At 42.6% G+C, this 20,890-nt stretch carries 20 protein-coding genes; 6 read left to right on the top strand and 14 right to left on the bottom strand.

The annotated features are described in order from the left end of the window. Positions 1–58: 58 nt before the first annotated feature. The 6 genes from BTO09_RS13485 to BTO09_RS13460 all read right to left on the bottom strand — a co-directional run bounded on the left by BTO09_RS13485 (position 59) and on the right by BTO09_RS13460 (position 6,814). On the bottom strand, positions 59–481 hold the full coding sequence (locus tag BTO09_RS13485) for a hypothetical protein (protein ID WP_087525279.1): 423 nt from the start codon (positions 479–481) through the stop codon (positions 59–61). 126 nt (positions 482–607) lie between these two features. After that, complete coding sequence (locus BTO09_RS13480) at positions 608–1,912, bottom strand: dipeptidase (RefSeq protein WP_232454968.1); 1,305 nt, start codon at positions 1,910–1,912, stop codon at positions 608–610. Between the two features lie 65 nt (positions 1,913–1,977). Beyond that, a complete protein-coding gene (locus BTO09_RS13475) occupies positions 1,978–2,532 on the bottom strand; it encodes a biopolymer transporter ExbD (RefSeq protein ID WP_087525278.1) in 555 nt (184 codons plus the stop codon). Between the two features lie 60 nt (positions 2,533–2,592). Next, a complete protein-coding gene (locus tag BTO09_RS13470; RefSeq protein WP_087525277.1) occupies positions 2,593–3,936 on the bottom strand; it encodes a GntP family permease in 1,344 nt (447 codons plus the stop codon). After that, positions 3,933–5,801, bottom strand: a complete 1,869-nt coding sequence (gndA, locus tag BTO09_RS13465) for an NADP-dependent phosphogluconate dehydrogenase (protein WP_087525276.1) — start codon at positions 5,799–5,801, stop codon at positions 3,933–3,935. Before gndA ends, BTO09_RS13470 begins: the two co-directional genes overlap by 4 nt. A 2-nt stretch (positions 5,802–5,803) precedes the next feature. After that, positions 5,804–6,814, bottom strand: coding sequence for an SMP-30/gluconolactonase/LRE family protein (locus BTO09_RS13460; protein WP_087525275.1), 1,011 nt, complete (start codon positions 6,812–6,814; stop codon positions 5,804–5,806). Between the two features lie 62 nt (positions 6,815–6,876). Here BTO09_RS13460 and BTO09_RS13455 point away from each other — a divergent pair, with 62 nt between their 5' ends. Then, positions 6,877–7,101 carry a hypothetical protein gene (locus BTO09_RS13455; protein WP_087525274.1) on the top strand — a complete coding sequence of 75 codons (225 nt, stop codon included), beginning with the start codon at positions 6,877–6,879 and terminating at the stop codon, positions 7,099–7,101. On the opposite strand, the gene BTO09_RS13450 is transcribed toward BTO09_RS13455, so the two are convergent. Then, positions 7,098–8,321: a multidrug effflux MFS transporter gene (locus BTO09_RS13450; protein ID WP_087525273.1), complete on the bottom strand. Its 1,224-nt coding sequence runs from the start codon at positions 8,319–8,321 to the stop codon at positions 7,098–7,100. The two genes, BTO09_RS13455 and BTO09_RS13450, sit on opposite strands and share 4 nt — an antisense overlap. Positions 8,322–8,437: 116 nt before the next feature. Here BTO09_RS13450 and BTO09_RS13445 point away from each other — a divergent pair, with 116 nt between their 5' ends. After that, on the top strand, positions 8,438–10,090 hold the full coding sequence (locus tag BTO09_RS13445) for a tetratricopeptide repeat protein (protein WP_232454967.1): 1,653 nt from the start codon (positions 8,438–8,440) through the stop codon (positions 10,088–10,090). Positions 10,091–10,100: 10 nt separating this feature from the next. On the opposite strand, the gene BTO09_RS13440 is transcribed toward BTO09_RS13445, so the two are convergent. Continuing rightward, complete coding sequence (locus BTO09_RS13440) at positions 10,101–10,547, bottom strand: hypothetical protein (protein ID WP_087525272.1); 447 nt, start codon at positions 10,545–10,547, stop codon at positions 10,101–10,103. Between the two features lie 9 nt (positions 10,548–10,556). Further along, positions 10,557–10,859, bottom strand: a complete 303-nt coding sequence (locus tag BTO09_RS13435) for an HPF/RaiA family ribosome-associated protein (RefSeq protein ID WP_087525271.1) — start codon at positions 10,857–10,859, stop codon at positions 10,557–10,559. Between the two features lie 625 nt (positions 10,860–11,484). Between BTO09_RS13435 and BTO09_RS13425 the strand changes: the two genes are divergently transcribed. Next, positions 11,485–12,177 (top strand): hypothetical protein, encoded by a 693-nt coding sequence (locus BTO09_RS13425; protein ID WP_087525269.1) that lies wholly within the window; start codon positions 11,485–11,487, stop codon positions 12,175–12,177. 4 nt (positions 12,178–12,181) lie between these two features. Here BTO09_RS13425 and BTO09_RS13420 read toward each other — a convergent pair whose 3' ends face one another. Both BTO09_RS13420 and BTO09_RS13415 read right to left on the bottom strand, forming a co-directional pair. Then, a complete protein-coding gene (locus tag BTO09_RS13420) occupies positions 12,182–13,459 on the bottom strand; it encodes an aminotransferase class V-fold PLP-dependent enzyme (protein ID WP_087525268.1) in 1,278 nt (425 codons plus the stop codon). A gap of 51 nt (positions 13,460–13,510) precedes the next feature. After that, positions 13,511–14,182, bottom strand: a complete 672-nt coding sequence (locus BTO09_RS13415; RefSeq protein ID WP_087525267.1) for an NAD-dependent epimerase/dehydratase family protein — start codon at positions 14,180–14,182, stop codon at positions 13,511–13,513. A gap of 68 nt (positions 14,183–14,250) precedes the next feature. Between BTO09_RS13415 and BTO09_RS13410 the strand changes: the two genes are divergently transcribed. Next, positions 14,251–15,051: a DUF1853 family protein gene (locus BTO09_RS13410; RefSeq protein ID WP_087525266.1), complete on the top strand. Its 801-nt coding sequence runs from the start codon at positions 14,251–14,253 to the stop codon at positions 15,049–15,051. Here BTO09_RS13410 and BTO09_RS13405 read toward each other — a convergent pair whose 3' ends face one another. Then, positions 15,052–16,935, bottom strand: a complete 1,884-nt coding sequence (locus BTO09_RS13405) for a CocE/NonD family hydrolase (protein ID WP_087525265.1) — start codon at positions 16,933–16,935, stop codon at positions 15,052–15,054. It lies immediately after the preceding gene. Positions 16,936–17,196: 261 nt separating this feature from the next. On the opposite strand from BTO09_RS13405, the gene BTO09_RS13400 reads away from it, so the two are divergent. Beyond that, positions 17,197–17,817: a hypothetical protein gene (locus BTO09_RS13400; protein ID WP_087525264.1), complete on the top strand. Its 621-nt coding sequence runs from the start codon at positions 17,197–17,199 to the stop codon at positions 17,815–17,817. Positions 17,818–17,872: 55 nt separating this feature from the next. Here BTO09_RS13400 and BTO09_RS13395 read toward each other — a convergent pair whose 3' ends face one another. Further along, positions 17,873–18,781 (bottom strand): hypothetical protein, encoded by a 909-nt coding sequence (locus BTO09_RS13395; RefSeq protein WP_087525263.1) that lies wholly within the window; start codon positions 18,779–18,781, stop codon positions 17,873–17,875. 323 nt (positions 18,782–19,104) lie between these two features. Here BTO09_RS13395 and BTO09_RS14635 point away from each other — a divergent pair, with 323 nt between their 5' ends. Continuing rightward, positions 19,105–19,227: a hypothetical protein gene (locus BTO09_RS14635; RefSeq protein WP_255396793.1), complete on the top strand. Its 123-nt coding sequence runs from the start codon at positions 19,105–19,107 to the stop codon at positions 19,225–19,227. Positions 19,228–19,274: 47 nt separating this feature from the next. Here BTO09_RS14635 and BTO09_RS13390 read toward each other — a convergent pair whose 3' ends face one another. Continuing rightward, positions 19,275–20,888 carry an FAD-binding protein gene (locus BTO09_RS13390; RefSeq protein ID WP_157663522.1) on the bottom strand — a complete coding sequence of 538 codons (1,614 nt, stop codon included), beginning with the start codon at positions 20,886–20,888 and terminating at the stop codon, positions 19,275–19,277. Between the last annotated feature and the right edge of the window lie 2 nt (positions 20,889–20,890).

Below are 20,890 nucleotides of genomic sequence, written 5' to 3'. Positions count from 1 at the left end.
TTACGTTGAATGACTTTTTAGTGTCGACGAGTGGTAATTTTCCTTCTTTAAGTCGCTATCAGGAAATCAGTCTTGCGGCTCTCATTTGCTGAGAGGTCCAACTAATTGCCATGTCTAAATTGGTAAATCGTTGAATCTTAGTACGTATAAACAGCTTTTCCAAGATAATATTGGTAAAACCGATAGGAGTGTAGGCTACTAGACCAATTGCGCCAAGTATTTCTCGTTCTTTAAAAAAACGAAGCCAATCTTGGGGCGCTACGGCATAGTTATTCTTTCTGTTGGAAACATAGCCAAGTTTTTTATCCGGTCCGTAGAATTCCAGAGCTGCATCTATAACAGGTCGTGCTTTCTCCAAGGTAAAAGTCACGCCCTGAGCTATTTCTGTTACAACCACATTTTCTAAAAAATAGAAATTCCCATATGGTAAACTGATCTTCTTTAATACAAGATCACTGTAAGAGGAGTCTTCAAAATACATAGTTAGTGAGGTGTTTGTTGTTAATCATACCTCAAACCTAGATATTAAAGCTCTGTTGGACGAAGATTTATCGTTTAATGGTAGATAGCTCTCGGCGAGTGGGTTATATTTAATGATGAACTGATTTTATTGCACTGCTTCTGCTTGCAAACGGGCCGCAACAGCCTGTACTTCATCGAAAACGCGAAGTAGATTCCCGCTCCATAACTTTTCGATCTGCTCTTCGGTATACCCTCTTTTAACAAGTTCAAGGGTTACATTAAAGGTCTCTGAGGCGTCATCCCAGCCGGCAATTCCTCCGCCGCCATCAAAGTCACTGCTTATACCTACATGATCGATCCCTATCTTTTCTACCAGATAGTCTATGTGATCCACAAAGTCACCAACGTCTACTGCTGGTGGAAGATCGGTCATCTTGGCGAGCTTCTGTTTTTGGATAGGCATCATTTGCATATAGAAGTTGAAGTATTCACGTCGCTCGGCCATTGGTAAGGCCATTACTTCTTTGCGCTCCAGCCACTTAACGCCCATAGAATCGGCAATTTGCTTAGCCACTACGATCTCTGCTTCTTGACGGGCTTCGTATTTTTCTGTGTTCAGGTAAGATTTAAAGGCTACTGTTTGCACCACGCCACCATTCTCTTTAAGCCACATTAGCTGCTCATCGTCTAGGTTTCTAGAATGATTGCAAAGTGCCCGTGCAGAAGAGTGGGAGGCAATGATTGGCGCTTTGGTTAGCGCTATCATATCTTTCATTGACTTTTTAGACGGATGCGAAACGTCGATCATCATGCCCCATTTGTTCATCTCTGCAATTACTTCTTTTCCGAGATCAGATACTCCATTGTGCAACCAAACACCATCTTCCTCTCCTGAATTGGAGTCACACAGCTGGCTGTGCCCATTATGAGAAAGCGACATATATCTTCCGCCTAGGTCGTAGAATTTTTTGACGTTGCTAATATCTTCTCCAACAGGATAACCGTTCTCTATTCCTATCATAGCCACTTTTTTGCCACTGGCGCTGATACGTCGCACATCGTCACTAGTGTAGGCGAGTTCTATCTCATCCGGAGCAATAGAATCACACAACCTATGAATAGCATGGAACTTGGACATGGCATTTTCATAAGCTCTTGCATATCCGTCGGTATTCAAGGAGTCTTGACCTGTGTATACTATAAACCAAGCAACATCAAGGCCCCCAGCCTTCATTTTGGGTAAGGTGACCTGGGTTTGCAGATCTTGGGTGTAGTTAATGGAATCTGTAAAATTGGTCACATTGATATCGCAATGGGTATCCAAGGTGATCACACGCTCGTGTATATCCTTGGCTTTGGCCAATAATGCATCATCGCTCATAGTTTCGTTGGTTTGTTTGCAGGAAACAGCCAAGACAAGGCCGAGTCCGAGGAGTAGAAAATTTTTCACTTGTGGTTGGTTTATAAAAAAAGACCGGAAACCTCCGACCTTTTAAAAATACAAATATTCTTTCATTACAAACTCGATTCCATGATCTGAAAGGGGTAAGCATCTTTGACCTGTTTCAATTCCTGTGGAGTCAATTCATTCAGTGGCTTGTCGAATTGTAGGGCTGCATAACGTACACGCAACTCAAAATAGGCCGCAGTTATCTCATCTTGTACAGCTATATAACTATCATAGCTGGCATTTCGCATGGTCTCTATACTTATCATGGCCTTTTTGGGGTGATCTGAAGCCAATGGTAAGCCCGCACCTAAACAGTAATCACAGCTTTTAGATGCATTGTTGTCTATAAAATCAACCAAAATATATTTGAGGTTTGAAATGTCTTCAACCATTTCATTTACAAGAAGTTGATTGTTTTCACCTAAAGCTATGGTTAGTAAGTTATTCTGTGCTATGGATACATTGCAGGGCGCTCCATCTGCGCAAGGTTTAGGGAGGACTCTAGCGATTCCCTCTTCTACACTAATAGTGGTGCATACCAAGAAGAAAATGAGCAATAAAAAGGCAATGTCGGCTACGCTACCGGCGTTTACATCCGGTCTGATTCTTGAATTTCGCATGAGAAAGCTTGTTTTGAGTTAACAAGTCTTTAACATACAAAGGTTGTGCCACAATAGATCTTAAATCAATAAGGATAAGAGGCTTACCAAACTAAAACCTACTAAAGCCAAAATAACGGTCATGGTGGTAAAACTCTTAAAGGTTTGCTGCTCGGTCATTCCCAGATACTTGCTCACCAGCCAAAAACCACTGTCATTTACGTGCGATAATATGGTTGAACCTGCGGCTATTGCAATAACCAAGAGCGCTTTGTCCATTTCTCCATCAACTTGAGACAGTATGGGTGCGGTAACTCCTGCTGCTGTGATCATAGCTACGGTGGCAGAACCTTGTAATATCCGTACCAGAGCAGCTACTATAAAGGCAAATAGGAGTAGGGGAAGCCCTTGTTCTGCAAAATAGTTAGCGAGCATTTCTCCGGCTCCTGTGTTGATGAGCATTTCTTTAAACACCCCACCAGCACCTGTTAGTAAAATTATTATTCCCGCAGGTTCCATGGACTTTGTGGTGATCTTTTGCAGCGTTGCTGAGGCCATACCTCGCTTTAGCCCTAAGAAATACCAAGCGATCAAATTCGCCAAGATCAACGCAAAGAATGGATGTCCTATCATCTGCATCCAATTGCGAACCCCATCGGCTAAACCCCAAGAAGCTCCGAGTGGACTATTGACCAAAGTATTCAGTACAATTAGTACAATAGGAATTCCAATTATGGTCACTATCATTCCTACGGACGGTAGTTTGTGCTCATCGGCAGGAGGAAGGTCTGCCTCCGGAGCATCCAAATGGATCTTTTTGGCAATGTACTTTCCAAAGATAGGTCCACAGACTATAGCTGTGGGTACGCCAACGATGAATCCAAACAAGATAACCCAGCCCAGATCGGCCTTTAAAATATCTGCTACTGCTACGGGTCCAGGGGTAGGAGGTATAAAGGTGTGTGTTATGGCAAGTCCTGCCAATAAAGGGATTCCGTAAAGTAAGAGTGACTTCTTGGTGGTTCGCTGCAAGGAATAGATCAAGGGTACTAAAATGATAAAGGCCACATCAAAGAAAACCGGTATGGCTACCAAGAATCCTGTGGCTGTTAAGGCCCAAGAGGTGCGTTTTTCTCCAGCTTTCCCAATGAGATATCGGGCTAAGGCTCCGGCGCCTCCTGAATGTTCGAGGATAGCTCCAAACATGGCTCCTAAACCAACTACCAACGCCACAAACCCTAAGGTGTTGCCCATACCGTCTTTCATGGTAGTAATTATATCTAAAGGAGGCATTCCGGCTAGAATACCAACAAGTATACTTGCTATCAATAAGGCGATAAAGGCTTGTACTTTAAAGCGCAGGATCAAGGCTAAGAGCACCGCTATACCTGCAAATACGGCTAAAAGTAAGTTGTAATCTATCATGGTTTGGTCCAGTCTGTGTGAAAGTTTTGTTCGCGGTCTTTGTCTTTGCGTTTATAGGTGTGCGCTCCAAAGAAATCTCTTTGGGCTTGTATGATATTGGCAGTAGTTTCAGGATCGTTAATAGCAAGGCCAAATTGCAAGGCTGCACTAAATACGGGTAAAGCTAAATCGTTAGAAATACCGGTGTTTACGGCCACTTTTAGCGCTTCGCTATATTGTTGGTACTGCGCAAAACACCAGGCTTCCAGTTGGTTTGGGTTTTCTTTTAATTGCTGATGTAATTGTTCTATCAAATGAGATTTAATGATACAGCCGTCGGTCCAGATTCGGGTAACCTCGGCGAGATCTACCTGCCAATCTTTAGCATCGCTCACCGCTTTTATAAGCCGTAAACCCTGCAAATGATTTAATATGCGTGCAGCTTGATAACCGTTAATCAGCTGTTCGAAGTTCAAAACTATATTGAGTTTCCGATTCTTAGGTTTTGCCAAATCTCTAAACCATTGGGCAGTAGAGTGGTAGCGCATATTTAAGGCCGTGCTGATTATACTAGCATCTTGTCCGTAATCTAAGGCTGTGTGAGCGGTCCAAGCTCCGGTTCCCTTATGTGCAGCTTCATCCAAGATCAGATCAACTAAATAGGAATCTCCTTCTTTTTTGTCAAGTATACTGGGCATTATGCTCATTAAATAACTAGCCGTCTCCCCAGAATTCCACTGTTTGAAAAGTGCGGCAAATTCAGCCCGGGGCAGATCGGTCAAACCGATCAAGGCGTAGAGTTCTGCCAATAACTGCATCTCTGCATACTCTATCCCGTTGTGTACGGTCTTGACCAAATGTCCGCAGCCACCTCCACCCAAATAACCCACACAGGCATTGCCCTTGGGGTCTTTGGCGGCTATCTTTTTAAGTATGGGCTCTAGTGCTTTATAGGCGATTTTGGAGCCACCAGGCATCATAGCAGGGCCAACTCGAGCCCCTTCTTCACCACCGGAAACACCCATACCCAGGTATTCGATATCTAGCTTTTGTAGTTTCTTTATGCGGCTTTCTGTATCACTAAAATGCGAGTTTCCACCATCCACAATACAGTCTCCCGGGCTCAGAAAAGGCATTAACTCTTCAATAACAGCATCAATGGCCTTGCCTGCAGGGATCATTAATAGGATCTTTCTGGGCAGTGTTAGTTTATCGGTAAACTCCTTCCAATCGGTATAGCCGTATAATTTCGGATTGGTATACTTACTCAACATTTTGGCAATGACCAATTCTTCGCCAGGAGCAATTCGGTTGTAAACCGCCGTGCGGATCTTGGAGTCTACGGCATTTAATGCAAGCGATTGCCCCATAACGCCCATGCCCACTATGCCCCAGTGTGCTGGGCCCTTGGTCTCGTATCTAGCACGGATCATATTTACGAGGAATTCAATTTCACTGTCGATATCGAGGGTTAAACCTTGTTCTAGAGGTTCTAGGGCATCAAACTGTGATTGGAGGAGAGCAGCTGGCATAAAATGCGAACGCAGCTGCATTCGAGCTTGAATGAGTTCAAAATCTCCCTGTAAATGTGTCCAATGGATCTTGATGTCCTTTTCTAAAAGCTCTCGATAAGCAGCCTTTAAAGCAGAACAAGCCAAAACGACTCCAGTATCTTTGTGTTTGCGCAGTTCTAGATTTAACTGTTCCAGCCAAGGCTGACGATCGGTATCATTTAGTGCTTTGCCGGCCTGCATTTTAGCTATGTTTTGCTGCGGATGGAAATCGTCAGCATCTAAAAAAGGAAATCCTAATTGCTCGGCCAGGGCCTTACCTACAGTAGTTTTTCCGCTACCGCTTACGCCCATAATTACGTAGATCAAACTCAATTTTAAGGAGTATTAGATGTGAATCTAGATTGGCCAAAAACATCAGCTTTCTGACCTTTTACACCCGGGCTATAGCGAAATACAGAACCCGCCAAAGGATACTGCTCCAGTTCTTCTTCGGTCATATCCACTCGAGCCGTGGTAATGTACATTACGTCCAGATCGGGTCCTCCAAAGGCAACAGCAGTCACATTGTGAGCCGGAACAGCCACTTTTTGAAGTGTTGCTCCTGTCTTGGGATCGTATTGTATTACAGCATTGCCATTCCATAAACCTACCCAAAGATTGTTGTTTTCATCTATGGCCATTCCGTCTGGAAAACCATCCGCAGGATCTACCTTTACAACAACACGCTCATTGCTAATACTAGCCGTGTTCTTGTCATAGTCAAAGGCTCGAATCACTCCGGTAGGTGTGTCAATATAGTACATGGTCGTGGCGCGTCTGTCCCAAACGATACCATTGGAAATAGTGATGCTATCTAGCATTTTGGTAGTGGTGCCGTCTGGGGCAATTTTATACAAATTACCCGTAGCGGCCTCTTCTGCAAGATTCATACTACCTACCCAAAGGTTACCATTGGGGTCGCATTTGCCATCGTTAAATCTGTTCTCTGGCTGGGTAGCTTCTACATCAGAGAGTAATTGCAGGTCTCCACTTTTTAAATTGACCTTATAGATGCCATTCTCTAAGGCAACGACAGCTTGGCGCGAGGTAAATGGAACAACGGTTCCGACCAGGCCCGGCAATTCAATACTGCGATTCTCTTTGTTGTTCGGATTGTAAATGTGTAACTGTTTGCTCAAAATATCCACCCAATAAAGTTCTTGGGTCTTGGCATTCCAAACCGGGCCTTCGCCCAGTGCAGCTTGGTATTCGAGTTCCAGTTCCACTTTTGTTTCAGGGGCTATAGCTTCTTGTTGTGTTTGATCTTCTGAGTTTGATTTGCAACTGCTGGCAAGAATCAGCAATAAAACAAGAGCAAAGGATAGGCGTAGCCAAGGTCGAATCATTGAGGTAGTCGTTAGTTGGTCGCACTAAGGTATTCATTATTTTTAGGCTTTAAAAAAAGTAAATGGATAAGCGTAAAAAACAATGGTGGTTCAATGGAGTAGTGGGCGCCTTATTGCTCGGCAGTGGCCTCAGTATTGCCTTGGAATGTTCTCATATTAAACACAGTGGAGGAGATTTCTGGCTTTGGACTTTAGGCGGTACGGCGGGCATAGGACTGCTGCTTAGTGGCGTGGTATTACTTATTAGAGCAGGTATTCTCAATGCCGAGATCAAAGCGAGCAACTAGGTCTGTTGCGGCTTTGATAGCCCTTGCGGATTTTTTCGTTTTAGGTAGAATAAAATCAGCAGTGCTACTAAGGAACAAAGAGAAAAACCAACAAAGACCGGTAGTGCCGTGTCGTCGAGATAACGTCCAATAAAGGTGCTTATAGGCACCGCCATTATGGTAGAGATAAAACCGGTAATGGCTGCTGCTATTCCTGCTATATGCCCTACGGGTTCCATGGCTAATGCTCTTAGATTGCCAAATAGGAATCCAATACACAAAAATTGCAAAGCCATAAAGCCAAGCAAGACTGCAATTGGTGGGTTTGGGCTTCCTATAAAGACCAAAACATAGGCAAAGGAAACCACAAAAAATCCGCTTAAAGCTACAGTAACCAGCTTTTCCATTCCAAAGCGGAGTACCATATTAGCATTGGAAAAGACAGCCAGGCCAATGGCGATGCTTAAACCTGCAAAAATATACGGAAAGGCTTCTTTAAGGCCGTATTGCTCTTGAAAGATCTGCTGCGATCCGCTCAGATATACAAAGAACGATCCTGCGATCAAACCAGAAATAACTGTACATCCTATGGTTACAGGATACCGACTGATCTCTTTAAAACCGTCTGCAAATAAATGGCGGCTCATGGGAATCTTATTCTCCGGCTTTAGGGTTTCAGGTTGTCTTAGATAAAACCAAATACAGACCACAGCGCCGATGACCAATTGGAAATAAAATATGGCTTGCCAGTTGTAGTGGTCTAGAACCAATTTTCCAAATGCAGGTGCTACAATGGGAACCAAAAGGAATACCACGGTCACAAAGGACATGATACGCGCCATATAATCTCCGGAGTATAGATCGCGAATAATTGCGATAGCTATGGTTCTGGGTGCGGAAAGCCCAATGCCTTGAACTATACGACCAATGATCATAACCCACAAACTTTCTGTACTGACACAAACCAAACTGGCCAAGACAAATAAACTAAATCCCATATAGACCACCGGTTTTCTACCCAGACTATCAGAGAGTGGACCAAAGAGTAGGGGACCAAGACCTAAGCCTAAGAAGATCATAATGATAAACAGCTGATTGTCGCTAGGATTGGTGGTGCCCACATGGAATCCGATGATATCTAGAGCAGGCAATAATGCATCTATTGCTAAGGCAACTATAGACATCAATGCCGCCATCATGGCAACAAATTCTAATTGGGTTTTTTGGCGGTTGGCAGACACGCTGCAAAATTACTGCATTTAGAGCGAGCGAGCTATTTAATTGAAAAAGAACTGTAACAAATCAGTGTTAAAGAGTTCTTATAGAACAACATTCATCAATCAACTAAAATCACAAAATGAAATTTCAAACCAAACCCTTGTTGACCGTCTTAGGTTTTTTATTCTTCTCGTTAAGTTTAAGCGCACAAGTACAAAATCAGCTCAGTACAGAAGACTGGCAAGCCGACCTCGACTTCTTACAGCAAAGTATTCATAAGGATTATCCCTTCTTGTTTAAAAAAGTAACGGCCCAAAAATGGGATGCCGAAGTGGCTAAACTCCGCAGTGAAATACCAAATATGGCCGATCACGAGATCATGGTGGGGCTATCGCGTATGGTAGCAATGTTTGGCTACGGGCACACTTATCTCAGTCTGAGTGGAGGCAAAATAGACTACCACAAAATTCCTGTGAATTTGTATCAATTCAGCGATGGTGTTTTTATAGAGGGAACCGTTAAAGGCCACGAGAAGGCCTTGGGCGCCAAAGTGCTTAAAATAGGGGATACCCCTATAGAGAAAGCCATAGAACTTGTTTACCCTACAGTATCTGCAGAAAACGAACAATTCTTTAAGGCTTACGGGATCAATGATCTGACCGTACCAGAGATCTTGCACGCCCAACGCATTATTCCAAACTACAGCATGGAAATTCCATTTACTTTGGAAAAAGATGGGCAGGTTTTTACGTATAACTTCAGGGCGGGGGATAAAAAGGCGATTCAAACCAGTTATAGTCTCATAAAGAAAGAAGGGGAAATGATAAGTGCTAGATCGCAAAGCAGTACCCCTTTGTACTTGCAGGAGCTAGATAAGATCTACAACTTTAATTACAATCCAGATACCAAAACTGTTTATGTGCGTCAAAGTCAGGTGCAGAACGATCCTTCTCAGCAAACCCTAGAAGCATTCTACGCAGAGATCTTTGATTTTATTGCCCAAAATGAGGTAGAACGTTTCATTTTAGACGTTCGTTTGAATGGCGGTGGAAATAATTATTTGAACAAGCCGCTTATAACCGGTTTGATCCAATCTAAGGTCAATGAGGTAGGGAAGTTCTTCTGTATTATTGGGCGAAGAACATTTTCGGCCTGCCAGAACTTGGTGAACGAATTGGACAATTACACCAATGTCATATTTGTAGGCGAACCCACTGCAGAAAACCTCAATTTTTATGGAGATAATCGGAAGTTAGTTCTTCCAAACAGCCAGTTCAACGCTCGTTTATCTTGGGCTTGGTGGCAAGATAAGCCACAATGGGAGAACCAACAGTGGATGCCACCCAACATTGCTGTTACCACAACTTTTGAGCAGTACAAGAACAATGAAGACCCTGTGTTGGCGGCGGCTATGGCAGATATTGGCGATGATGTGATACTTGACCCTATGGGCCATTTGACCCAGTTATTTATGGCTGGCGAAATGGAAAAGGTGAGTAGTGAGGCAGCGCGTATGGTGAACGATCCGATGCATCAGTATACCGATTTCGAAGCCTTATTTACACAAGCAGGATACAATTTGCTCAACAGTGACCAAATTCAAGGAGCGCTGTTTGTCTTTGATATGAGCAGTAAACTCTTTACAGATTCTTCGCAGCTGTGGCTAGGCTTAGCAGATGCGCTAAAGGCCAGTGGTAATGTAGACCAGGCCAAACAAGTTTACGCCAAGGTAAGTCAGATGGACCCTTATGGGCCTCAAGGTGAGAAGGCCAGAAGGGCTCTAAAGGAATAATTTTTAGCGCTTAAGACCTAAAGCTTTCCTCACGGGTCAGAGATTTAACCTTAGGTGCCTGGGTGTGCATGGTTTTTTCAAAGCCTCCGGAATCTACATTAATAAAGCGAAGTACTTCGGCTTCATTTTTAATCTGATGGCATGTTGCCTTGTAAAAGAGCAGAGGAAAACTCAAACTGTCTGGATTCTTCTCTAGGATCTTCATCAGGTCGTGTTTGGAGAAAACTGCTTCTGAATCTGTAACCGTTTCTTTTAAATCTACGATTTGGTGGAGTTCTCCAGGCAATAGAGATTCAATCTCGGCCCAAAGGGTTTGGCTGATCTTTTCTTGGCTTATATCGAGGGTAAGCAAGGCCTTTTTGGTAGCAGAGCAGAGGGCTCGTACACGGCGATGTAAGGCGTGATTACCGTTATAAATTAGTGTGATCTGTCTGTTATCATTGCTGAGTGTGTGCATGGTTTGGTATTAATGGTTAGCGGATTTGGCTTTGTATTTTTCTAGCTGAACAAGGAGTTCGTCTGTGGCTTGCGCAACAGATTTTTGGAATTCATCGTTTACAGCTTCTGCGAACAATGTTTCTCCAGGGAGCTCCACGCGAATTCCGGCAGTCATTCGATCACGGGCTAATTGTGCGTCATTGACCTTAAAATAAACATCGACGCCTGTGATACGATCACTGCGTTTTAAAATGTGCTGAACTTTGTTTTGGGTGAAATTTTCTAAAACCTCGCTAGAAGCGACGTCGTGGTATTCGTAATTGATTCTCATATAAAGGTTTTATATATAAACTACATGAGAAAACGAGAATTCAAAAACTTTAAAACAACTTTATCAGAAACTGTTAAGGCTTTGTTATTGTGAATTTGTTGTCTTATTAAAGCCAGAGTAATGGGCGGTTGTTTGTATCACAGAGGAGGGATCTCAAATAAGTCTATTTTACATAATATAAATTATGTGACAAACTTAGCAAATAACGAATAGCTCGCTATTTGATATAATATCAGATATAAGCTCGCGTATGCGAATTATATCGATAGATATTATGTCAAAGTTATTTGCGGTGATCAGTAACGGGAATTTGTTAAGGTCTCAGATATAAGTTCGCGTATGTGAATTATATCGGTAGATATTATGTCAAAGTTATTTGCGGTGATCAGTTACTGGAATTTGTTAAGGTCTCAGATATAAGCTCGCGTGAGCGAATTATATCGGCAGATATTATGTCAAAGTTATTTGCGGCGGGTTTCTCCGGATTATTTAAAGAGGTCTCTGATATGATCTCGCTAAAGACTTTTAAATGGTCTCAAAAGCTAACTCAGATTCCAGTTTCTATTTGTGAGTTGCTTCTAGTATCTTTGATCAACTCCCCGCTAACTAAGCTTTTATTTTTTACATGAAGTACAAATTATCTATCAGTCTATTTCTGCTATTATCACTAACAGTTTTCGCTCAAGAAGATGAGCAAGATTCAAATCCATTACAAACCACCAGACAATCCTTCGGGGATTACCGCGGACTCAATATGACCGTCGGTTTTGTAAATCCTAAGACTCGTACAGAAGGATCTGCGTATTATTATGACGATTGGAATTCTGAGGCAATAATCTATTTAAAAGAACAAGGGCGTTATAAAGTTGAAAACGTAAACATTAATCTGTTTGATAACACCCTAGAAACTTTATATAATGACAATAATGTTTTCACTTTTGACACAAACAGCTTGTTACAGATTGTTATTGAGGGCAAAATTTTTAGACCGCTTCTTGAAGATGGAGAACTGAAATTATTTGAGCTCTTTTATAATAACGGAATTACTGTTTATAAGCATTATTATATAAGTTATACTAAGAGTTCACCGAACCCTATGATAAATCGACGTACTAATAAATACATTAGAAATGAACGCTTTTATGTCGAAAAAGATGGAATAATGATCAGAATTAAACTTTCAAATAGGTCATTTTCAAAGTTATTCGAGTCAGAAACACATACCGCAGAAGTAATTCTAGATTTTATCGAAGAGAATAATATTTCATTAAAAGATGAAAATCAGCTGAAAATGGTTCTTGAATTCTTAGCAGGATAGTTCCCTAGCTCAAGCTTTGAATTACTTCCAGCGCTCTATCAATCTCCGCCTTAGAATTATAAATGTGTACTGAATGCCTTAGCAGTTCATTGCCTACAGATCTGGGCTGTAGTTTTTCGCGCTCCCAAAGTGTTTGTTGTAATTCCGGCCCTGTATAACCTTTTACGGCATAGGTTGTGATCCCAGCGGCCATGGCTTCATTGGTTGATGAATGTACAGTCACATGCGGCATTTGTTTTAATCCATTGCGTAAATACGCTCCCAATTCTTTTATACGTCCTAGCCAACGTTCTTTACCGACGCTGTTAAAGAAATCTATGGCTGCACTGTATCCAGCTATCAAAGCCGGATTCCCGGTTCCGTTTTGCATCAGTCTAAATCCGTGATCGTCTTGATTGTCCCAATTGTAACTCGCTATGGTACTCCAAATACTACTCGCCACCTCTTTATTAACATACAACAAACCGCTGCCTGGAGGCGCTAATAACCATTTGTGTAAACTGCTGTAATAAGCATCGCAACCAATAGCTTTCACATCTACATCGATATGGCAAACACATTGGGCGCCATCCAAAACCGTAAAAATACCGCGCCTTCTCGCCTCTTCACAGATGGCTTTTACAGGCATGATCGTACCGTAAACGGATATCATATGCGGAATAGCAATGACCTTGGTTTTGGGGGTAACTTCCTTAAATACAGCCTCGTATATTTGCTGCGGATCGTTTGCAGGCACAGGCATAGTGGCTTGTTTATACACGCAACCCTTACGTTTTGCTAAGGTCTGCCAGGCGCCAAATCCGCCCCCGTGTTCCTGATCGGTATTGAGCAATTCGTCTCCGGGCTTAAGGTCCAGCCCCATCCCAACGTAATTCATGCCAAAAGTGGCATTTTGCGTTATAGAGATCTCTTTAAAATCACAATTTATAAGGCTTCCAAGCTTTTCTCTAAGCTCCTGATACGGAAAATAACCACTTAGCAATTCCGGCCCAGAACCGTTCTTATAATCAACTGTAGCTGCCTCTTTGTTCCAATGCAACATATGATTGATCATAACATCTAGCGTATAACCAGGTGTTGGCCCCATGGTACCGTTATTAAAATAGGTCTGCCCTTCTTTGAGCGGGAATTGTTTGCGGATCATGACCCAATAATCGTCTGGTTCTTCGAATTGGCGTTTTAGAGGATCTAAAGACCAGTTCTGGGATTGATCAAACGACAGTAAAGGCAAAGAAAGCGCTGCTAAACCAGCGGACTTGAGAAAGGACCTGCGATTGGACATGGTGATAATTGTAGTTGGTTGTTGCTTAAAATTAGGGAATTCCCGCTAATTCTAGGCTCTTGACTCTGCCAAGGCATTTATATCCTTATTCTCCAGATGCTTTTTGAGTTGATCTGCGGTAATACTGGCTATCATCGCCTGACCAATTTTAGATGTTGTTGTGATGCTCTTCATCTTCTTTAATAAGCCAAAGAAAGGTCTTAATACCACATAAACTGCATTGTACCAACCCGTGCTGGACTTTATGCCTCGCTCCGGAATGATCATCCCCGGTCTAAAGGCGTAGGCATCTTTAAAACCTTTGTTCAACACATAATTCTCGGTCTTTCCTTTAACACGAGCCCACATAACTCGTCCGGTTGCGGTACTGTCTGTACCCGTTCCGGAGACATAGTTAAAGACCATATTGGGGTTAAGCTCGTGTAGAATATCTGCAAAGATTACGGTAATATCGTAGGTTATGGCAGTGAATTTGGCTTCATTCATCCCTATGGAAGAAACCCCCATGCAATAAAAGCAGGCGTCATATCCTTTAAGCTGTTCTTTTAGGCTTTCCAACTGGGTAAAATCTTTTAGGAGCAACTCCTTCAGCTTAGGGTGCTTCATTTGCAATGATGATCTGTTGATCACCAAGGCTTCGGTAATGGAAGCATCGTCCAGGCATTCCAACAAGACCCCCTTGCCTACCATACCTGTACTTCCTGTTATTATAACCTTATACATAAAGTAAATTTAAGATTTCTTAGCGATACCAATGCTTGCTTTTCAGTTTTACAATACCTTCGCTACTCATGTCTGTACAATTGCAATTTTCGGGTTACCTCGATACTCCACCGCTATGGGAAGGCAGTGGTCCGATGGGTTTAGAACAATTGCATTTACCCGCTATTGAAACTCCAATATTCCAACAAGAACTCAGCGGTAAATTTCGGTTGGGGAATCTGGTAGAGCGTTTTGTTGCTGCGGAGCTCACTGCGCATAAGCACATAGAGATCATGGCAGAGAATGTGCAAATTCAGCAAGAAAAACGCACTTTAGGAGAACTCGATTGCTTGCTACGGATAGGTCGAGAAGCCTTGCATTTGGAGGTCATTTATAAATTCTATCTCTACGACCCTGCCCATGGAATCACACCTTTAGACCATTGGATAGGTCCTAACAGAAGAGATTCTTTGGTCTTAAAGCTCAATAAGCTCGCCCAGAAACAGTTGCCGCTCCTCCACCGCCCTGAAACAGCTTCGTATTTGCAAGCACTGGACCTAGAGGCCAATAATATGACTCAAAAAGTGTGTTTTAAAGCGCAATTGTTCTTGCCTTATAGCCAGAAGGATTTGGATGTATCTCCCCTGAGTCCTAGAAGTATTTATGGCTATTATTTGCCACTAACAAATTTCCATTTATTAAAAGACTGTAAATGCTACATCCCGCGAAAGCACGATTGGTTGGTAAGTCCGCATCCACAGGTAGCTTGGCTATCTTTTAAACAGGCCTATGAGCGTATTGAAATTTTCAATGTAGAGCAATCTGCACCTTTGGTTTGGATAAAAGACCCTAAGGGTACTATCTCTAAGATCTTTGTAGTTTGGTGGTAATTACTTTCTAATTGGCAGTTTAATATGTGACGGATACTTACTCGAATGATGGATGGAATTGGTAGCCACCACGCCTTCTGATTCGTCATAATTATTTCCACCGGTATTTAAGTTCCTAGCAAATCTTGGGAAATTACTGCTAGAGACCTCTATGCGAATACGATGTCCTTTTTTAAAGAGATTGCTCGTAGCCATAGGCGTTAGTTTTAGTTCGTATACTTCCCCATCTTCCATAAAAACCTCTTTGTCATAACCCTCACGGTAGCGAGCGCGCTGTATGGTTTCGTCTAGGTTGTAAGCACGACCATCAGGATAGACATCGATGATCTTAATGGTGAAATCGGTATCCTTAGCATCCGAAGAAACATAAAGCGTAGATTCTATAAAACCGGTCACCTCTGTATCTTCTGTGAGCACCTCCGAAGTGTAAACCAAAATATTTGGATTCTCTTCCATGGACTGTTGATCGTATGCACCGCCTTTCACCGCATTACCCGTACAACAAACGTTACCACCATAGCTCATCACCGGATCCATAGGATCATAGATGAAGGTATCTGGATTGTCCTTGCGCGGTTTTTTAGTAGTTAAAACTCCATCGCCATTTAAAGTGTTGGCCTTACCACCACTGTTCAAATAAAAGGTGGTCATTTTTGCGTCTGCAGGCGGCCACTGTTCTGCAGCCTGCCATTTGTTGCTGCCCATAGTATAATACTGGACTCTAGGGGTATTGGCTTTAAAACCAGTTTCTTCGCCTTTTAACCACATATCCCACCAAGCATAGATCTGCTCGTCATAATTCAAGCGAGCATCACCCACCGGACGTTCCCCAACGATAGTGTTCTCTGTAGCACGTGTGTAAGCACAGTGCAAGGTCGGAGCAATTACCAAATATTGATTGTCTCTAATGGCAGCGTCTTTAGAATTGCTGCGGACATAATTGAACAGCGCCAAATTGGGCGTAATGGATACGTCATACCAGCTGGCGAACCAGAATCCTGGTGTGTTTATATCCATAGTATCGTGATAGAGTCCGCCTTCATACCAGGCAGGGTCATTCGGTTTTCTGCGGATCATTTTGTCGAAGATCTCACGTTTACCATTAATGTTGACCAATATATCTTGTATAGGCAGGTGTTTTAGAGCCTCTGCCATGTCTACAGGAGGATTCTCTGGAGCTAGATCGTAGAAACGCGAAATACGGATCAGATCTTCTTGGGTAGCTCCTGCAGGAATCCGGGGTTTGAACTTATCGTGCTCAACACCGTACAACCAACTAAAGAACAGCATTTGTTCAACACCGCCACGGTACCAGTTACCTTGTTCAGTGATATCTCCAATCTGCCCTACTCCTGCTCCAAATCCTTGAGGTACCATGGCAAAATGTGCCGGATGATCCAAAGCCGCCACGGCCATCTGCCATTCTGCAGTAGAGGAACAGCCGTAAGTTCCTATTCTCCCGTTAGACCAAGATTGAGCTTTCATCCAACTAAAGGCGTCATATCCGTCGGTTAGGGGCACTCCTAATATATCCCACTCCCCTTCTGAATAATAGCGACCTCGCTCGTTTTGCACCACATAGGCATAACCGCGTTTTACAGCCTCATAAGCGCGTTGAGCGGTCCGCGTACGCTGCTTTCCATCGCCCCAAGAATTAAAGTTGTAGGGCGTTCTGGAGAAAATAATCGGAACAGGTTTGTCGGTTTTAGGTCTGTAGATATCTGTTGCCAGTCGGACGCCATCACGCATAGGCATCATTACCTTTTGATCAATAATGGCAATTTCTTCTAACTTTTTAAGTATATCATCGTCTTGCGCATTAGCCCAAAGAGGTAAAACAAATAATATGAAGACTAGGGTGCGAATAAGAGCGGTGCGAGACATAGTAGAGCGGTATGTTGGTTAGTGGTTTAAAAATAGTAAAATTTGAACGAGCGAATTCAACTAGATTGCTCTAATACTCATTCAAATTCCTCCAAAGACTCTTAAATCAAGTGTTTCTACGGATGCGTGGCATTAGCGAACTGAGTACTTTAGCGATATAAATTAAAGTAAATTCCCCTTCGAATTGTGCGTTCCCCGCACTCCCCCTTTTTTTTCACAGTTCGTATTTCGATTGTTTATTAATTCTAATCCTATATAATTATGAGTAATCTAAGTACAGTTTTTGCAAATTCAGTAGATAATTCTGGTTCTGCAACAGACGGCGTTCAAGTAACTGCCTATGGTCAAGGACAGGTTTCTGGTGTTACATACACCGTTCCGGCCCATGCCGATGTTGATGTTGATTTTACGCTAAACATGCAATGTGTTACGCCAGAAAACGTAAACGCATTAGATCAATTGATTCGTAGTCTTTTGTCTGCATCTAAGCAGCATGAGTACGATCAACTAACCAAAAAGACTTCTAGCGGAGGCCGCGGGTTCTTCTTGTTCTTCTCTGGAGGAGGAAGTCATTCATCTTACAGTCAAACAACACACACTATGGATTCTTGGGGTCTTACCCGCGAGCAGCAATCCAAGATCATTGACACCATGATGGAATTGGTAAACAAAACCCAGCGTTTTGAGTATAAAGGGACTATTCAAAATACGCAGTACGACTATTCTGTTTCCGGAAGTATGTTTGGTATTGTAATGGATGCAACCATTCAGAAAGATGAGAAGCACACTCAGGTGCGTTTCTTGGCACCGAACCTGCATTTACAAGGAAACGACGGCAGTTCCATCCCTACAGTTAATCCACCGCTCTACCAAAATTCTTAAGAATAAGGAGCTTAATGGAGTTGAAAAACCTCGCTTATCAAAGCGGGGTTTTTTATTACCAGGCGAAGATTTTAATCAAAAAGGAGAAGGCACTAAGCTTGCGAGAACTATCTGCGGAGTCAATCGAGATGACTTGTTCCGGACTTCCTGTATTCACACTGCTGAGCGTAAATAGGGTCGCATCAGCAGCAGGTTGTTGCACAAAACTACCAAAATCATCATAATAAGCCCCCAGATGGATCCCTGGTAAGAACTTAGTCTTCAAAGTAAATCCTCCACCTACACGCCAAGACCAAGACTGCTCAATAAATGTTTCCTGTTTTATTGTTCCTGGCCCTAAGCGAAATGAGCCGGTAGCATTAGGGGAAACCACATCTAGGCTTAAAAAAGCATCTTTAATACTGTTATTCAAAAAATAAAAACTAGGTCCTGCACCTACATTTACAACCATTGCAAGCTGAATTTGTTTTCTGTTTAAAATAGATAGTGCGCTCCATTGAAAATTAAGTAACACGCGATGTAAGTCTATGTTCGAACTGAAAGAATAGCGCCCGCTGTTTTTTACTTTTAGTTGGCCTTGGTTGACAAAGTAGGCTTGGGTCAAAAAAGCGGATTCGTGGTAGTCCAAGTCTTGTAATAAGGTCCATTCTAGCCCGATTGATAAATCTTTAACAATAATGTAATTTGCAAATAAGCCAATTCCTGCTGTAGTTTGGTCAAACTTTTGATTACCACCTAAAGCTTCTTGCTGTAGCGTGATCCCTGTAGGGTTTAAAGCGTTGGTGTTTAGATTTAATGCAGATCCGTCGCCAAGTTGCAGCCAATAATATCCAGAGCTCAATCCAATTTCTAAACGCCTTTGATAAGAATTATCAACTTGCTCATTTATTTGGGCAAGACTCAAGGCTTGTTGCCCTAGAAGGAAAACCGCTAAAAACCCTAATGTTAGAGACGATTTGAACATAGCATGACCTAAAAGTCTAATGTAGTTATAGGAGCTTGTAATTCCATAGGTACTTTTACTGGTTAATGAAGTTTCTTAGGTGTCTGTAATACTTAAAAAGCATGTAGGAAGAACCGTTCGACGGAGAAACATTAAACTCGTCGATTAGTTAGCTGTAAGTTTTATAATCTGCAGAAATTTCTTACCTTTAAGTACCTCAATTTATGAAACTTACCTGGCTATAGTCGCCACCAATCTCGTCTTTAACTACTCGTGCAGATCCTTATTATTCTCTGGCTTTTGGCCTCGGAGTAAAGACTGAATAAACACGCTAACCTCACTGTATGAAGCGACTATTACTCAAGTTAAACTTTGTTCAAAACAAGGACTGGGATCGAACGAGAGAATGGCTTAAGCTCAAGTTGGTCGAATACGCCCGAGCGAGCAGTTATGCGATTCATCGTTAAGATCACCCTTAAATTCAATATCCCCGTTTAGAGCGGGGATATTGTTTTTACAGACTAGGATCGGTTGGATTTGGAGTGGGCCCGGAATTATTGTGATCTAGCGTGACATCGGCCAAGAAGTGATTGCTAAAAAGTGTTTGCATCTCATCGCTCAACAAGGCTTGTCTGGCCTTCTTCCAAGACTTTATATTGTCTTTAGGGAACATATGCTCTACTAAGCCAGGAAACTTCCAATCAGCGTTTTTTCCCCAGTGTAGCGTAAAGGGAATATTGTTTTTTTTCAGCTCTTCTATCATACGCCTTCCGTATTGATTCAGACTCATTATTCTACGGTTGGGTTTCCACAGTACGCCATCTATCTCTAACATACAAGTAATAGGAAAACGCGTAAAGGCCATAGTGGCTTCGGATTGTTTTACAAATCGCATCGCGAAGATTCCAGGTATTGGCCCCTCGTTTACGGTCAAATCGGTTAGCACTTTCAAGGCTTTGGCGGAATCTTTATGATCTACGCCAAAGGAACAGGCAAAGGCTGCGCCTTGGTAAGGTGCATCCCAAAAGATCTCTGGTAAGGTGCCGGTAACTATACGCTCCAGGTCATTTATGGGTAAGATGGTCTTTCTAAGGCGTTTAATAAGCCAAGGAATGCTCTTTGGGAAATTCTCTGCTATCTTGATAAAAACATAGATCAGATCGCGATAAATCGATTCCTTGATTATTGGAAAAGGGTCTGGATAAGGAGTGGTATAAGGCTTTTTGTACATCACCTCCACCACATAGTCCTTTTCGTTGGAGTACGGATTTATAAATACTTTGTAATGATACGGTCTATTGGGTTTGCCTTGAGTATCCACCTCCCCGGGAATTTTAAAATTACTATTGGCAAAGTCCATGCTGGTGGCGAGTTCTAAGGCCAACTTTTTCGGGATCTTTTGCACATAGCGTTTGAGCAAGAAGCGATCTTCTGCCTCTATCACTACGCCATGAATAAATCCAAAGCTACCCAGGCTCACCAAAGCTGCTCGAAACAATTCATCGTCACGGACTATCTTGGTCGCTATTTTAGTGGCAAAGGCATCGTTTAAAGCCGGTCTACTGGCAGGCTCTAGATAGATTATATCCTGCGGATCAGGTCCTGTGATAATATTTAAACCAACAACGTAATCCTGTACAGAACCAACATCTAAAGCAGATCCGTGTACACCAGTAGAGATGCAACCCGCAATAGTTTGCCCATTGCTAGCTCCTGATGCTTTTAATGATTTTCCGTGGGCGGAAAGCACCTCGGATACCCTTTTGATCGTATTTCCACACTGAAAGAAAAAGATGTTGTCTGCACTGAAATTGCTTTGCGCATGCATATCCGCAGCAAAAGTCGGAATGTGCATATTCATAAATCCGTTGTAATGCATCCGGTCGTGATGACTGGCAATATGATTCATAGACCAACGGGATCCGTAAGCGCGAAAACCTTGATTGGCATTTTGCGTTTCTTTGATCAAACGCTGGATCTCTGCAGCTGCGTCTTTATAACGAGCTATTTTATCAGGGAGATTTCCCTCCCCTTCTAGTTCTGTAATGTATAATGTTTTGAGCGGGAAAGGCCCGTTGTGATGCAGGGTGTCCCATTCAGACTTTGCGTGAGCTACGGTTGAGGCCATAA

This window comes from Gilvibacter sp. SZ-19 (genome assembly GCF_002163875.1).
Classification (GTDB): Bacteria; Bacteroidota; Bacteroidia; order Flavobacteriales; family Flavobacteriaceae; genus Gilvibacter.
This window is presented reverse-complemented; position numbering and strand designations above follow the sequence as displayed.

Coding starts and splice junctions, on each gene's coding strand:
- BTO09_RS13390 (WP_157663522.1), bottom strand. CDS start 20,888: ATGGCCTCAACCGTAGCTCACGCAAAGTCTGAATGGGACACCCTGCAT.
- BTO09_RS13410 (WP_087525266.1), top strand. CDS start 14,251: ATGTCTGTACAATTGCAATTTTCGGGTTACCTCGATACTCCACCGCTA.
- BTO09_RS13470 (WP_087525277.1), bottom strand. CDS start 3,936: ATGATAGATTACAACTTACTTTTAGCCGTATTTGCAGGTATAGCGGTG.
- BTO09_RS13420 (WP_087525268.1), bottom strand. CDS start 13,459: ATGTCCAATCGCAGGTCCTTTCTCAAGTCCGCTGGTTTAGCAGCGCTT.
- BTO09_RS13440 (WP_087525272.1), bottom strand. CDS start 10,547: ATGCACACACTCAGCAATGATAACAGACAGATCACACTAATTTATAAC.
- BTO09_RS13415 (WP_087525267.1), bottom strand. CDS start 14,182: ATGTATAAGGTTATAATAACAGGAAGTACAGGTATGGTAGGCAAGGGG.
- BTO09_RS13455 (WP_087525274.1), top strand. CDS start 6,877: ATGGATAAGCGTAAAAAACAATGGTGGTTCAATGGAGTAGTGGGCGCC.
- BTO09_RS13435 (WP_087525271.1), bottom strand. CDS start 10,859: ATGAGAATCAATTACGAATACCACGACGTCGCTTCTAGCGAGGTTTTA.
- BTO09_RS14635 (WP_255396793.1), top strand. CDS start 19,105: ATGAAGCGACTATTACTCAAGTTAAACTTTGTTCAAAACAAGGACTGG.
- BTO09_RS13405 (WP_087525265.1), bottom strand. CDS start 16,935: ATGTCTCGCACCGCTCTTATTCGCACCCTAGTCTTCATATTATTTGTT.
- BTO09_RS13475 (WP_087525278.1), bottom strand. CDS start 2,532: ATGCGAAATTCAAGAATCAGACCGGATGTAAACGCCGGTAGCGTAGCC.
- BTO09_RS13445 (WP_232454967.1), top strand. CDS start 8,438: ATGAAATTTCAAACCAAACCCTTGTTGACCGTCTTAGGTTTTTTATTC.
- BTO09_RS13460 (WP_087525275.1), bottom strand. CDS start 6,814: ATGATTCGACCTTGGCTACGCCTATCCTTTGCTCTTGTTTTATTGCTG.
- BTO09_RS13400 (WP_087525264.1), top strand. CDS start 17,197: ATGAGTAATCTAAGTACAGTTTTTGCAAATTCAGTAGATAATTCTGGT.
- BTO09_RS13485 (WP_087525279.1), bottom strand. CDS start 481: ATGTATTTTGAAGACTCCTCTTACAGTGATCTTGTATTAAAGAAGATC.
- BTO09_RS13395 (WP_087525263.1), bottom strand. CDS start 18,781: ATGTTCAAATCGTCTCTAACATTAGGGTTTTTAGCGGTTTTCCTTCTA.
- BTO09_RS13425 (WP_087525269.1), top strand. CDS start 11,485: ATGAAGTACAAATTATCTATCAGTCTATTTCTGCTATTATCACTAACA.